At 56.6% G+C, this 14,041-nt stretch carries 12 protein-coding genes; 7 read left to right on the top strand and 5 right to left on the bottom strand.

Annotated elements, in window-relative coordinates:
- The first annotated feature begins 48 nt into the window (after window positions 1-48).
- The 5 genes from NCG89_RS01465 to NCG89_RS01445 all read left to right on the top strand — a co-directional run bounded on the left by NCG89_RS01465 (window position 49) and on the right by NCG89_RS01445 (window position 7,151).
- Entirely contained in the window at window positions 49-2,892 is a 2,844-nt protein-coding gene (locus tag NCG89_RS01465; RefSeq protein WP_251088001.1) for a biotin/lipoyl-containing protein, read from the top strand.
- A gap of 112 nt (window positions 2,893-3,004) precedes the next feature.
- The gene (mce, locus tag NCG89_RS01460) at window positions 3,005-3,418 is read left to right on the top strand and encodes a methylmalonyl-CoA epimerase (RefSeq protein WP_251088000.1); all 414 of its coding nucleotides are present in this window, start codon (window positions 3,005-3,007) and stop codon (window positions 3,416-3,418) included.
- Between the two features lie 60 nt (window positions 3,419-3,478).
- Window positions 3,479-5,638 carry a methylmalonyl-CoA mutase gene (gene scpA / locus NCG89_RS01455; protein ID WP_251087999.1) on the top strand — a complete coding sequence of 720 codons (2,160 nt, stop codon included), beginning with the start codon at window positions 3,479-3,481 and terminating at the stop codon, window positions 5,636-5,638.
- A gap of 98 nt (window positions 5,639-5,736) precedes the next feature.
- A complete protein-coding gene (meaB, locus tag NCG89_RS01450) occupies window positions 5,737-6,702 on the top strand; it encodes a methylmalonyl Co-A mutase-associated GTPase MeaB (RefSeq protein ID WP_251087998.1) in 966 nt (321 codons plus the stop codon).
- Between the two features lie 2 nt (window positions 6,703-6,704).
- A complete protein-coding gene (locus tag NCG89_RS01445) occupies window positions 6,705-7,151 on the top strand; it encodes a YiiD C-terminal domain-containing protein (RefSeq protein ID WP_251087997.1) in 447 nt (148 codons plus the stop codon).
- A 15-nt stretch (window positions 7,152-7,166) separates the two neighbouring features.
- On the opposite strand, the gene NCG89_RS01440 is transcribed toward NCG89_RS01445, so the two are convergent.
- Both NCG89_RS01440 and ppsR read right to left on the bottom strand, forming a co-directional pair.
- The gene (locus tag NCG89_RS01440; RefSeq protein WP_251087996.1) at window positions 7,167-8,378 is read right to left on the bottom strand and encodes a patatin-like phospholipase family protein; all 1,212 of its coding nucleotides are present in this window, start codon (window positions 8,376-8,378) and stop codon (window positions 7,167-7,169) included.
- Window positions 8,379-8,390: 12 nt separating this feature from the next.
- Window positions 8,391-9,209 carry a posphoenolpyruvate synthetase regulatory kinase/phosphorylase PpsR gene (gene ppsR / locus NCG89_RS01435; RefSeq protein ID WP_251087995.1) on the bottom strand — a complete coding sequence of 273 codons (819 nt, stop codon included), beginning with the start codon at window positions 9,207-9,209 and terminating at the stop codon, window positions 8,391-8,393.
- 122 nt (window positions 9,210-9,331) lie between these two features.
- Here ppsR and ppsA point away from each other — a divergent pair, with 122 nt between their 5' ends.
- Complete coding sequence (gene ppsA / locus NCG89_RS01430; protein WP_251087994.1) at window positions 9,332-11,707, top strand: phosphoenolpyruvate synthase; 2,376 nt, start codon at window positions 9,332-9,334, stop codon at window positions 11,705-11,707.
- A gap of 124 nt (window positions 11,708-11,831) precedes the next feature.
- Window positions 11,832-12,146, top strand: a complete 315-nt coding sequence (locus tag NCG89_RS01425; protein WP_251087993.1) for a Rieske (2Fe-2S) protein — start codon at window positions 11,832-11,834, stop codon at window positions 12,144-12,146.
- Between the two features lie 13 nt (window positions 12,147-12,159).
- Here NCG89_RS01425 and NCG89_RS01420 read toward each other — a convergent pair whose 3' ends face one another.
- The 3 genes from NCG89_RS01420 to NCG89_RS01410 form a co-directional block, all read right to left on the bottom strand.
- Entirely contained in the window at window positions 12,160-12,753 is a 594-nt protein-coding gene (locus tag NCG89_RS01420; RefSeq protein ID WP_251087992.1) for a cytochrome c oxidase subunit 3, read from the bottom strand.
- A complete protein-coding gene (locus NCG89_RS01415; RefSeq protein WP_251087991.1) occupies window positions 12,750-13,025 on the bottom strand; it encodes a cytochrome C oxidase subunit IV family protein in 276 nt (91 codons plus the stop codon). Before NCG89_RS01415 ends, NCG89_RS01420 begins: the two co-directional genes overlap by 4 nt.
- Before the next feature lie 102 nt (window positions 13,026-13,127).
- On the bottom strand, window positions 13,128-14,039 hold the full coding sequence (locus NCG89_RS01410) for a GNAT family N-acetyltransferase (protein ID WP_251087990.1): 912 nt from the start codon (window positions 14,037-14,039) through the stop codon (window positions 13,128-13,130).
- Window positions 14,040-14,041: the final 2 nt, after the last annotated feature.

Here is a 14,041-nt window from a genome sequence, read left to right as displayed (position 1 = left end):
CCCGCCGCCTGTAACTAACCACGACGAATTGCTGAGAAGGATAAAATTGTGAAAACAAGCAACAACCATTATCTGCACAACCCGCTGACCCATCAGGACCGCAAGCTGGCCAACTCTTCCTCAAGCTGGGTCAGAAGCTTCGACTGTAGTGACTTGAATCCATTAATTATTTGTCGCGGACCTATCCGTAAGGAAGCGATGGATGTGTTTGCCGAAATGGGGATCACCCACTTTGGTATTTTGCTGTCGGAGAAGGATTCAATCACCTATACCAATGCCCTGGCCCCCGAGCTGCGCAGCCTCACCGACCCCAGCCGGGTGCACCGGGTGCCAGACTATACCGGCGCCACCAAGGAAGAGCGCAACCGGCGCATTCAACAAATTATTGGGATTGCCCGGGACAATGGCTACAACGCCATTTTTGCCGGTTACGGCTTTATGTCCGAAGACGCCGAAATGGTCGAGGCGATGGAAGAGGCCGGATTGAACTTCATTGGGCCGTGCTCCTTCACTCAGCGCGCGGCGGGGATGAAAGACCAGGCAAAACGCACGGCCCTGGAAACCGGGGTGTCGGTCACTCCCGGGGTAAACAATGCCACCAGCCTGGCGCTTTTTGCCAAATATGGGGTCGACGGCCTGGAGAAGTGCGCCAGTGATCATAACCTGCAGGTTGATTTTGCTGCCTGCAAGGATGATGAAGAAAAGGCCTTGGCTTTGCTGGCGGCCTCCTATGACGCCGGTATCGATATCATTGACGCCAAGGACATTGGCGCGGCCTTGCAGGTCGAAGCCAAACGCATGCTGGCGGAGAAGCCAAACAACCGCTTTCGATTGAAGGCCATCGCCGGTGGTGGTGGCAAGGGCCAACGCATTTTGCAGGCGGCCAACGCCTACCCCGGTGACACCCTGGAGGAAAAGGTAGAGAAGGCAGCAGCGACCGTGCCCTCGCTGGTGCTCGAGTGTTTGATCGAGCTGAAAACCAACGGGGTCGGTGACAACAAAAACGTCCTCATTGAAATGAACATCGAGACCACCCGCCACCAGGAAATCCAGGTAGTCGGTAACGGCGAGTGGTGTATGACCATGGGCGGTCGCGACTGCTCTTTGCAAATGCACGAGCAGAAACTGCTGGAAGTGTCAGTGACCGACGAGGAACTGGCGGCGGCAATTTCGGTGGCCAAAGAGCAGGGCAGGGACGAAGAGGCGGCTCAGCTGCAGCGGGATCGGCAAATTCTGCAGCGCATGGAAGAAGAGGGCGCCATCTTTGGTAAAGCGGTGAAACTGGACTCGGTCGGCACCTTTGAATGTATTGTCGATGGCGAATCCCATTATTTCATGGAGATGAACACCCGGATTCAGGTTGAGCATCGGGTGACCGAGCTGTGCTACAAACTCAAGTTCACCAACCCCGATGATTCCGGCGATTACTTTGTGGTGGAGAGTCTGGTCGAGGTCATGGTATTGCTGGCTCGCCACGGCAAGCGCCTGCCCAAGCCCCAGCGGCTGATGCGTGAAAAGACCTCGGTTGAAGCGCGTATGAACGCCACCAACCAGGCACTGCAGCCCCACGCCGGCGGGGTAATAGAGTACTGGTCCAACGCCATTGAAGGTGAAATCCGCGACGACCAGGGCATCTCGCTGCACAATCCCGACACCGATGTGTTCATGAAGTACCATCTGGCCGGCGCTTACGATTCTAATATCGCGCTGCTGCTCACTACCGGCGAAACCCGGCTCGACAGCTACCGCCGGATGGCCGAAATTCTGCGCCGCACCGAGCTGCGCGGCCGCGACTTGGCCACGAATCTGCAGTTTCACTATGGCCTGGTGCACTGGTTTATTGGCAATGGCATTAACGCCCGCCCGACCACGCGCTTTATTGTCCCCTATCTGACGGCGGTGGGGCTGCTAAAACAGGTGGCAAATGAGATCGACTTGGACTATGCCTATCAACAGCTGATCGAGCGTTATTGCGCAGACCAGGGCGAGCAAGCCGAGGCCTGGGGCGCGATGATGGCATCGAAGAAGCTGCTCTTTACCCGCCCTTTGGAGCGCCTGTTTTCCGAGCCCCACTTTATGGCGGGCTGGATTAGCGTCAACAAGCATGCGGTGACCATCACTGATGGCAAGGTGGAGTGGCATGCCAACCCCATATTGCTGCTGCGCGACACTTACCACTATCTCAACATGGATTACGAGGTGGGCAAGCCCGCCCGGTACATGATCTGGGATCACGACAATGCCATTCTCGCCGCCGGTGTCGACTTCTATGAAACCCTGTCAGAACGGTTGGGCATCTCGGATTTCAGCGAAATTGACACGCTGCTGTCTGGCGCCAGCGCGCCGGCCGGATTCAGTGATGCGGAATGGCAGGGTGTCCAGGCAGCTCACGCCAGCTACATGGCTGGCACGGAGCTGTTGGCGGTGCTGGCGCATATCGCCGCCGAAACGGGATTCTGTGATCTCAAAGTCAACAGCGACTTGAGCATCACCATTCCTGATCGCCTTAGCGACGAAGCGCTGCAAAAGCAGATGGCCAAGGTGCTGGTACCACCGCCGATGGCGAAATCCGACGAAATTCTTGCGGCCAGTGGAGGTATGTTCTACCCGCGGGAAGCCCCGGGCATGGAGGAGTTTGTTAAAGAAGGGGATCACTTTGAGGCCGGGCAGGCCCTGTACATTGTTGAGGTCATGAAAATGTTCAACAAGGTCAAGGCGCCCTTTGCCGGCACCATTGAGAAGGTACTGGTGGAAGGCGATGGTGTGATCATCAAGAAGGGACAGCCCCTGTTCAAAATCAGCCCGGACGAGAAAATCGAAGAGGTTAGCCTCGCGCAAATCGCCGCCGGACGTCGGGCAAAGACTGATGCTTTTTTGACCAGTATTGCTTGATCGGGAAGAGGCCCAACGGGAGACGGCAAACGCTGAGGCGAGTCACCACGCTAGCAGTGGCCATTGCGTCTCCCGCCTCCCGTCAAGCGTTCAACAATTCACGGAGAACACCATGATTACCGCCCTGGACCACATCGCCATCGCCGTACCCGATCTGCAAAAAGCCATCAAGCGCTTTATGGAAGACTTTGGACTGCCCTTTGAGGGCACGGAAGATGTCGAAAGTGCAAAAACTTCAACCGCCTTTTTCCCTTTGCCGCCGACCAGTATAGAATTGGTGCACCCTCTCAATGGTGAGGGACCTATTGCTAAATTTCTGGAAAAAAAGCCCGGTGGCATTCATCATCTGTGTTTTCGCAGCGATGATATCGAAGCGGACGTGGCTCGCCTCAAGGAAAAAGGCTATCAGTTCTTATCTGACGCGCCATCGCCCGGCGCCCACGGTTGCCAGGTTATTTTTATCCATCCAAAATCCTGCGACGGCGTGTTGATTGAGCTCAATCAGCCCAGCGAGGATCATCATTAACCCGAACAAATTGCCAGCCCAGAGGGTTGGCTGATGCTCACACAAGATACAGGTAGAAGTATGGCGGATTACAAAGCACCCCAGGCCACCCTTGACGAATGGATGGCTGCGGCCAACAAAACGCTGGATAAATCAGGCAAGAGCCTGGATGACCTGGTTTGGCATACGCCCGAAGGCATTAACGTCAAGCCGCTATACAGCCAAGAAGATATTGCCAATCTGCCTTACACCAACACCTTCCCCGGCATGGAACCGTTTATTCGCGGTCCGCAACCCACCATGTATGCCGGTCGCCCCTGGACCATTCGCCAATACGCCGGTTTTTCTACCGCCGAGGAATCCAACGCCTTCTACCGCAAAGCGCTGGCCGCTGGCGGCCAGGGTGTGTCAGTGGCCTTTGACCTGGCAACCCACCGGGGTTATGACTCAGATCACCCTCGGGTCACCGGCGATGTTGGTAAAGCCGGTGTCGCAATCGACTCAGTCGAGGATATGAAGGTGCTGTTTGACGGCATCCCCCTGGACAAAATCTCGGTCTCCATGACCATGAACGGCGCCGTACTGCCCGTATTGGCGGGTTACATCGTGGCGGCCGAAGAGCAAGGTGTCAGCCAAGACCAGCTGTCGGGCACTATTCAGAACGACATTCTGAAAGAGTTCATGGTGCGTAACACCTACATTTATCCGCCGCTGCCGTCGATGAAAATCATCGGCGATATTATTGCCTACGCGTCGGACAACATGCCCAAGTTCAATACCATCTCCATTTCCGGTTACCACATTCAGGAAGCTGGCGCGGATGCGGCCCTGGAGCTGGCCTACACCTTGGCCGATGGTAAGGAGTACATTCGCACGGCGATTGCGGCGGGTTTGGACATCGATAAATTCGCCGGCCGTCTGTCCTTCTTCTGGGGCATCGGCATGAACTTCTACATGGAAATCGCCAAAATGCGCGCCGCGCGTCTGCTGTGGGCAGAGATCGTGTCCGAGTTCAATCCTAAGAACCCCCGTTCCAAAATGCTGCGGACCCACAGCCAAACTTCAGGCTGGTCGCTGACTGAGCAAGACCCCTACAACAACGTGGTGCGTACCACCATTGAGGCCATGGCCGCGGTATTTGGTGGTACCCAGTCGCTGCATACCAACGCACTCGATGAAGCCATTGCGCTGCCCACCGAGTTCTCTGCCCGGATCGCCCGTAACACTCAGTTGATCATCCAGGAGGAAACCGGTATCACCAAAGTGGCTGATCCCTGGGGCGGCTCTTACATGATGGAAGCGCTGACCAATGAGATCGCCGACCGTGCTCGGGAGCTGATTGCCGAAGTTGAAGAGAAGGGCGGCATGGCAAAAGCCATCGAAACCGGGATGCCAAAACTGCGCATTGAAGAGTCTGCCGCCCGCAAGCAAGCCCGCATTGACCGGGGTGAAGATGTGATTGTCGGGGTTAACAAGTACATTCTCGACAAAGAAGAAGACGTTGATATTCTCGATATCGACAATGAAAAAGTGCGTCAGTCGCAGATTGCTGCACTGGAGCGCATTCGCGCCAGCCGGGACGAGAAAGCCGTTGAAGATGCCCTTGAAGCTATCTATCAATGTGCTGTAACAGGTCAGGGTAACCTATTGGATTTGGCCGTAAAAGCGACTCGTGTGCGTGCCACCGTCGGCGAAATTTCCTTCGCCATGGAGCGCGAATTCGGCCGCTTCAATGCCCAGGCCCAGACCGTGTCTGGTGTTTACGGCAGCGCCTATCAGGATGACGAAAACTGGAACGGCATTGCCTCTGATATCGATGCCTTTGTTGAGCGGCACGGCCGCCGTCCGCGGATGCTGGTATGCAAGATGGGTCAGGACGGTCACGACCGTGGCGCCAAAGTTATCGCCACCGCCTTTGCCGATGTCGGTTTTGATATCGATCTGAGCCCGATGTTCTCCACCCCGGAAGAGGTGGCGAAGCAGGCGGTTGAAAACGACGTTCACGTGGTGGGTGTCTCCTCCCAGGCAGCGGGTCACAAGACCCTGGTGCCGGCCCTGATCAACGAACTGAAAAAAGCAGGCGCCGACGACATTATCGTGGTGGCCGGTGGGGTAATTCCCCGCCAGGACTACGACTTCCTTTACAAGGCTGGTGTGAAGGGTATTTTTGGTCCCGGTACCAAAATCCCGCTGGCCGCCCGTGGCGTTCTCGATTCCATCAACGAAGCAGTAAAAGGGTAATAGCGAAAGGCGCTGGACGGGAGACGGAAGACGCTTGGCCCTGCAGACATTCTGCGGGGTTTGCGTCTCCCGTCTCCCGTTTGGCGTTCAGCAATCTCATGATTGATATCGACGCACTCAAATCTGGCCAGCCCCGTGCGCTGGCCAAAGCCATCACCCTGGTCGAAAGCAAGCGCCTGGAACACCGCCAGCAGGCTCAAAGCCTGCTCGAGGCCGTGCTGCCTGCCACCGGCAATAGTATTCGTATCGGTATTACCGGTATCCCAGGAGTGGGGAAATCGACCTTTATCGAAGCCTTTGGTATGTACCTGCTGGAGCAGGGCAAACGGGTGGCCGTGTTGGCGGTGGACCCGAGCTCGCCCATTGCTGGTGGCTCGATTCTGGGTGATAAAACCCGCATGGAAATGCTGTCGCGCAGCCCGGATGCCTTTATCCGCCCGTCTCCCTCCGAGGGCTCGCTGGGCGGTGTGGCGCTCAAGACACGCGAAACCATGCTGCTTTGCGAAGCGGCAGGTTACGATGTGATCTTGGTGGAAACCGTTGGTGTGGGCCAGTCGGAGTATGAAGTAGCCAGTATGGTCGACTTCTTCATGGTGCTGATGCTGCCCAATGCCGGTGACGAACTGCAGGGCATCAAAAAGGGCATTATGGAGCTGGCCGACGCCCTGGTGATTAACAAAGCCGATGGCGAAAGTATGAATTACGCCGAGCAGACCCGGCGGCATTACCAGAATGCCCTGCATCTGCTGCGTCACACCAGTTTCTGGACACCCCAGGTGCTGACCTGCTCGGCGCTGAAAAACCAGAACATTTCCGCAGTCTGGGGCATGATCAGTGACTTTCAGATTGACGCAACAAAGAATGGCTCGCTGAAAGAAAAGCGCGCGCGACAGGCCCGGGAGTGGATGAACAAACTGCTCCATGAAATGCTTGATCGCAAACTGAAGGAAAACCCGCAGGTGAAGCGCCTGCTGCCTGACTTGAATCGGCGGGTCACCCAGGGCGAAACGACACCCTACGTTGCTGCCGAAACCCTGCTCAATTTGCTGTTTGACGCGGATTAATTATGTCGACCACTGCCCTGGATGCCTTTATCGCCAAACACCTGCCGTTGGCGCAATTCATGAATTTGAAGGTGCAGGCGTACGACGGCAATCACCTTGCGCTTTCTGCGCCACTGGCTCCCAACATCAACGATAAATTAACCGCTTTTGGCGGCAGTCTTTTTTGCGTGTCGGTGATGGCTTGCTGGGGCATGGTGTACATGCGCTGCGTTGATTATGGATTGGACCCGGATATCGTGGTGGCCCAGGCTGAAATCGAATATCTCAAGCCGGTGGCGGGGGAGATTGTTTCCCAATCGCTGGAAATTGACGAGAGCCGTTGGAGTCATTTCTTTGCCCGCTATGAAGAGCGGGGCAGAGCCAAAATTGATTTGGCCTCTGAGATCAAAATCAACGGTGAAGTAGCAGTGCGCTTTTCTGGGCTTTACGCCATTGTCGGGGTGAAGTAATTCCGCAAGGTCCCGTCAGCGCCCCTCACTGTTGGCCGCCGTGGGGCGATACAGAAAATCCTCCAATGCCTGGCGCTCTCGCATGCCGTCCCGATACCCCAGTGAAATCAATTTGCCGCAAAACTCCGGTGTGAACAGCAGGTAGCTGGCGATGTTAGTGCCGCCGCCACTGCTACCCGTTCGGCGCAAAAACACACGGAGACTGTAGGGCAGTTCCTGAACGTGATCGTCAGCAATGCGATCTATATCCTCGCTGGGACTGATCACCAGACACTGGATGGGGATCAGCTCCCGGCCCATCAACTCGACTGAATCCGAGGGCACCAGGCGCAGTAATTCGTTGATCCGCTCTAGCCGCTCCAGGTCGGTTTCGATACTGTCGATAAACGCGCTGTTGAGCAATTGACCCAGAATCTGGCCAAAGGCGGGGGAGTGGATCGGCTTGGGTTGATGGTGGTATTCCCGCCGATGGCCGTTGGCCGGAATGACCAGTACCCGATGGGCGCCCAGGTGGATGGCCGGGCTAATCGGCGTCAGCTGACGCAGGGCGCCGTCACCGTAGTAATAACGCCCGACTTTGGTGGGCGGGAAAATCGTGGGAATGGCGCTGGACGCCATCAGGTGCTGCAGTTGAATCGGGGTGGCCAGGCCCTGACGGCGCCAGCGTTGCCAGCCCGCGTGCTGGGGGCCTCCCTGAAAAAAGGTCTCTGACATGCCCTGAGTGTAGTTCATGGCGGTAAGGCACAGAGCGTCGAGGTGGCCGTTTAGAATATTCTTGCCGATCTGTTCAAAGTTTACATTCTCGCGCAGCAGCTCCCGTAACGGGGCGTTGTCGAGAAGGCCGACTGGACGTCCTACCGCGATGCCGGCATTGAACAGTGACAAGCCCAGCCGCAGCGCATTGCGCATGACACCCAGCAGGTCGGCCCGGTAGATTTTATCGGTCGTCAGATTGCTCCAGAGATCCTCGAGCCGTCGCGCGGCGCCCTGAAAATCATTGGCGCCGGCTGCCATGGAAACCGCATTAATGGCTCCAGCCGAGGTGCCGGCCAAAATCTGAAAGGGGTTGCCACCCCGGCCGCGATGAATTTCTACCATGGCTTTGAGCACACCCACCTGATAGGCCGCCCGAGCGCCGCCACCGGGTAACACCAACGCGGTATTGGCATGGCTGTCGGGCAGGGTCGCCTCACCAGGTGAGGACAGGGCAGGCTGATCGCTGGACATGGTCAAAAACCTCTACCGACCCTTACCCCGAAGTCCGGAGTCGAACAGAATGCGGGTGGCAATTTCCTCCACCGAAGCGTGAGTGGTATCCAGATAGGGAATACCAAACCGGCGAAACAGGGCTTCGGCCTGGCGGACTTCATCCTCGCAACGGGTCAGCGACGAATAGGGGCTGTCGGGCCGGCGCTCAGTCCGAATTGCCATCAACCGGCGGGGATCAATGGTCAGACCGAACAGGCGCTCCCGGTGGGAGGCCAGGGCCTTGGGCAGGCGCACATCATCCAGATCTTCTTCCGTCAGTGGGTAGTTGGCAACAAAGACCCCTGACTGCAGCGCAAGATACAGACAGGTTGGCGTTTTACCGCTGCGCGACACGCCAATCAGAATGATCTGGGCTTGATCGTAGCGATTAATGCGCGCACCGTCGTCGTTGTCCAGGGCGAAGTTCACCGCGTCGATGCGGTTTTTGTAGTTGGCGTCGTAGTCAGCATTTTTTAGCCGGCCGACGGTGCTGGACGGCTTTTCGCCCAATGCGGTTTCAAGCTGGCGAACAAAGGGACCAAGGACGTCTACAATAATGCCCTGACTGGTGGCGATGACTTCGCGAATGCTTTCGTTGACCAGGGTGTCGAAGATAATCGGTGTGACACCTCGTTCCTCGGCGGCCCGGTTAATACGTTGGACGGCGGCGTGGGCTTTTTCCAGGTTGTCGACGTAGGGAACAATAATATGTTCGAAATTCAGGTTTTCGAATTGGGCCAGAATGCTCTTGCCTAGGGTCTCGGCAGTGATGCCGGTGCTGTCTGAAATAAAAAACGCTGGGCGAATCATGTAGTTTTTTTACTCAAAGCCAGGTCGATCTCGACGGGAATTTTCAAAATGCGTCGCTTAGTATAAACCCGTAAAGCACTTATAACTGCAAATTCACTGCTTTGTAAAATAGGAGAAATCCCGTGTCTGAATACGTAATCTGGTTTCAGAAGCTCGGCATGCAGGATGTAGATCGCGTGGGCGGAAAGAATGCCTCCCTGGGCGAAATGATCAGCCAGTTGGCCAAAGCGGGGGTGTCCGTTCCCGGCGGTTTTGCCACCACGGCCCAGGCATTTCGCGATTTTCTTGAGCAAAGTGGATTGAAGCAGCGCATTGCCGATCGCCTGCAGGGTCTCGATATTGATGATGTGCGTACCCTGGCCGAGACCGGCAAACAGATTCGCCAGTGGATTGTTGAGACGCCTTTCCCCGAGGCGCTCAACGACGCAATCAAAACCGCCTTTGTCGAAATGGCGGGCGACAATGCCAACATGGCGGTGGCGGTGCGCTCCTCCGCAACCGCGGAAGATTTGCCCGATGCTTCCTTTGCCGGGCAGCAGGAAACCTTTCTGAACATCCGCGGCCTCGACAACGTGATGGTCGCAATCAAAGAAGTCTTTGCCTCCCTTTATAACGACCGGGCCATTGCCTATCGCGTTCACAAGGGTTTTGAGCACGCCGAGGTGGCACTGTCTGCGGGTGTGCAGCGGATGGTTCGCTCAGAGACCGGCGCCGCCGGGGTAATGTTCTCCATGGACACCGAATCCGGTTTTGACGGCGTGGTGTTTGTTACTTCGTCCTATGGCCTGGGCGAGACGGTGGTGCAGGGCGCGGTGAACCCCGACGAATTTTACGTTCACAAGGCGACGCTGGAGAAGCAGCGCCCCGCCGTGCTGCGCCGCAATCTGGGCAGCAAAATGATCAAGATGGTCTACGGCAGTGAGGCCAGTGCGGGTAAGTCGGTAGAGACTGTGGAGGTCACCGAAGCTGATCGCGACCGCTTCAGTATCAATGACGACGAAGTGCAGTCTCTGGCTCGTCAGGCCCTGATCATTGAAAAACACTATGGTCGGCCAATGGACATCGAGTGGGCCAAAGATGGTGATGACGGCCAGTTGTATATCGTTCAGGCCCGGCCCGAGACGGTGAAAAGCAACGAGTCCACCGCCATGATGGAGCGCTACCTCTTGAAAGAGAAGGGCGCCGTGTTGGTGGAAGGCCGGTCAATTGGTCAGCGTATTGGCGCCGGCCCGGTGCGGGTCATCGACAATATCGACCAAATGGAACAGGTTCAGCCCGGCGATGTGTTGGTCACCGACATGACTGACCCGGACTGGGAGCCAGTGATGAAGCGGGCCGCGGCCATCGTCACTAACCGTGGCGGCCGTACCTGCCACGCCGCGATCATTGCCCGGGAGCTGGGTATTCCAGCGGTGGTTGGCTGTGGCGACGCCACCGAGCGTTTGAGCAGTGGCGTTGAGGTGACCGTGTCGTGCGCCGAAGGCGACACCGGGATGGTTTACGAAGGTCTGCTGGCCTTTGATATCAACACCAACAAGCTTGACGCCATGCCTGAGCTGCCCTTCAAGATTATGATGAATGTGGGCAACCCCGATCGGGCTTTTGATTTTCAGTCCTATCCCAATGCCGGGGTTGGCCTGGCCCGGCTGGAATTTATTATCAACCGGATGATCGGCGTGCACCCCAAGGCGTTGATGGATTACGCCGAGCTGCCCCGGGATGTGCAACAAGCGGTAAAGCGTCGTATTGCCGGCTACGGCGATCCGGTAGAGTTTTACGTGGAGAAATTGGTCGAAGGCATAGCCAGTATCGCCAGCGCGTTCTACCCCAAGCGGGTGATCGTGCGGATGTCAGATTTCAAATCCAATGAATATGCTCACCTGATCGGCGGTTCGCTGTACGAGCCCTCGGAAGAGAATCCCATGCTGGGTTTCCGGGGCGCGTCCCGCTACATCTCTGATTCTTTCCGGGAGTGTTTCGAGCTGGAATGCCGGGCACTGAAAAAAGTGCGGGATGAGATGGACCTGAGCAACGTCGAAATCATGGTGCCCTTCGTGCGCACTGTTGATGAGGCCCGTCAGGTTGTCGAGCTGCTCGAAGCCAATGGCCTCAAGCGCGGCGAAAATGGTCTGCAGTTGATCATGATGTGTGAGCTGCCTGCCAACGCGCTGCTGGCGGATCAGTTCCTGGAGTACTTTGACGGCTTCTCGATAGGCTCCAATGACCTCACCCAGCTCACCCTGGGCCTGGACCGGGATTCCGGCCTCATTGCCCACCTTTTTGACGAGCGTAACGATGCCATCAAGGTGCTGTTGAAGAACGCCATCGAAGCCTGTAAGCGCGCTGGCAAGTATGTTGGGATTTGTGGCCAGGGGCCCTCTGACCATCCGGATTTCGCCCAGTGGCTGATGGAGCAGGGCATCGACAGTGTTTCCCTCAACCCGGATTCCGTGCTCGATACCTGGCTGTTCCTCGCGGACAAACTCAAGCAGCAGTAACGAATTAGCAGGTCTGTTTGGCGGTCTCCCTCGGAGCCGCCTTTTTTTTGCCTGTTGTCTCGCCCTTTCTTTTACTGGCGCAGATCAACTACAGTTAGCGTTTGCGTCTTCTGCCTGAGCGCCCATGTACTATCGCAGCCTGGACAAACTGATCAATCTCTACGATGGCTACTGCAAAGTCTTTAAAGTCGATAGCCACGATATGATGCTGCTTCAGCTCGACGGCCAGCGCTATTTGATCGAAAGTCGCTGCCCCCATCGAGAACACCCATTAACCCGTGCCGACGTTCAGGACATGACCTTGATCTGTCCTTTGCATGGCTACCGTTTTGACCTGGCCAGCGGGGCGCTGCGCTATCACAGCGAGGAGCCTTGCCGCGGTTTAAAACTCTACGAATTGGTCTATCGGGATAATGAGGTGGGTGTCATGCTCGGTTAATGCCTAACAGCAATCAGGGTAAGAGATAGACAAGGGTAAAAATAACAATCCACAACAAATCCACCATGTGCCAATAAATCCCGGCTGTTTCCAGGTATCCCAGTTGCCGATCGCTGGGTGGTTCACGCCACAGCTGCCAGGCAAACCACAGCAGCACGATCACCCCAACCACCACATGGGTGAAGTGGAATCCGGTAAGGGAGTAGTACAGGGTAAAGAAGTCGTTGCTCAAATAGTGGATGCCCAGGTCTGCTTTGGCGATAAACTCCGAGGCTTTCAGCGCGCTGAAAATGGCTCCGCATAACAGCGTTGCCAAGATCAGCTTGGCGGCTTTGCGGTGCTCCGCTTTTCGGGCGGCATGAATGGCCAGCACCATAAACCAGGAACTCACCAACATGATCAGTGAATTGATCCCACCAATGGTGAGGTCGAGGCTTTGCTGGGACTGCTGAAATAGCACCAGATTTCCCTGGCGGAGCCAGCCGTAGTAACAGAATCCGGCGACGAAATTGCTCATATCACCGAAAATCATCACCCAAATAATCGTATCGCCAATCATTCTCTGAGGCGCTGAGGCCGAGGCGAGGGGCATCCGGGCGTGACTCACTGGGCGCCCCCCAAATTGAAAAACATCACCAGCAGGTAACTGGCCAGCAGCCAGGCGGCAGCGGTCATTTTCAGCACCCTCGGCGCGTGGCGCACTTCCATAAAATCACCCATGATCAGGTGGACTTTGAAAAAGGCCAGGCTGATCAGCACCAAAGCGCTAATGGTGGGGTTGCTGCCGTGGCTGCCGCCAAGCTGCCAGCTGATCAGGCTGAGCAGCATCAATAGCAGCCAGGTTCGACTTTCCCTCGATAAGCGCAGTTGTTGCAGCATGATCCGCTCGCGTTGCATAAAAGGGTAATGCTGGGTGCTGCGTAATAAGGGGTAATCGTCGCTTGCGACGAATTGTGAAAGGCAGGGCGCGCGGAAAGGCGACTAGAACAGGTTTTTCAGCCACGGGGAAGGCTTGGCAAATTCCCACAGACGGTCAAATCGCGCCTGGTAGTCCCGGGCCAGGGGCGGCATTGGGCTACGCCAGGCCATCGCGCTGTCGCTGTCTTCAATGACCAGCACATCCCGCACATCGGCGATCAAAAACCGCTCATTACCGTTATCCCGCGGCAGTGTTGCAGCAACGCGCAGATGGATGGAGGAGCTGAGGCGTCGGGACAGCGTGACCAATGGATGGCGGATTTCGCGCAGGGGCCGATCGTCAACAATCAACAGGCGCACCCGGCTATCTGGGTGACGCCGGGCAAAGGCAGAGACGGTGTCTGCCAATTCCTGGTATGCAAACCACTGGGGCTCAAGGCAATGGCTAAAAATATCCAGGCTGCGTCGGGCTGTGTCAGTCAGCTGCAATATGGCGCCGGGAATGTCTGTGACCCGCTGACGTGGTTCTCGGAAGGGGGCGTCACCCTCACTTGACGTGGTCAACACGAGGGTCATTTGCCGATGGGGTATACCTGCATCCATAAATACTTCGCCCTCGGCGACAAAGCCTAGGGTCTGGTAAAAACCGATTGCGTGGCATTGGGCAGACAGTGTCAGCGCGCTGCGGCCGTCGCGGGTCGCGGCATCAATACAGGCCTGCAGCAAGCGACGGCCGATACCTTTACCCCGGTGCTCGGCCAGCACCGCCATCCGGCCGATGCTATTGTTGTCTAGCAACCTTAGGGTGCCCACGGGCTGATCATGCTCTGCGATTAGCCAATGACGGGCCGAGACATCGAATTCGTCCAGCTCCAGTTCCTCGGGCACCGCTTGCTCTTCGACAAATACCCGGTAGCGGATGTCGGTGAGAACGTCGCGATGCGTCTGCCAGCTTACTTCAGAGACCGTCAGCATGG

The organism is Spongiibacter taiwanensis (genome assembly GCF_023702635.1).
In the GTDB taxonomy this organism is placed as follows: Bacteria; Pseudomonadota; Gammaproteobacteria; order Pseudomonadales; family Spongiibacteraceae; genus Spongiibacter; species Spongiibacter taiwanensis.
The sequence above is the reverse complement of the archived record's forward strand: the minus strand, read 5'-3'. Positions and strand labels throughout refer to the sequence as shown.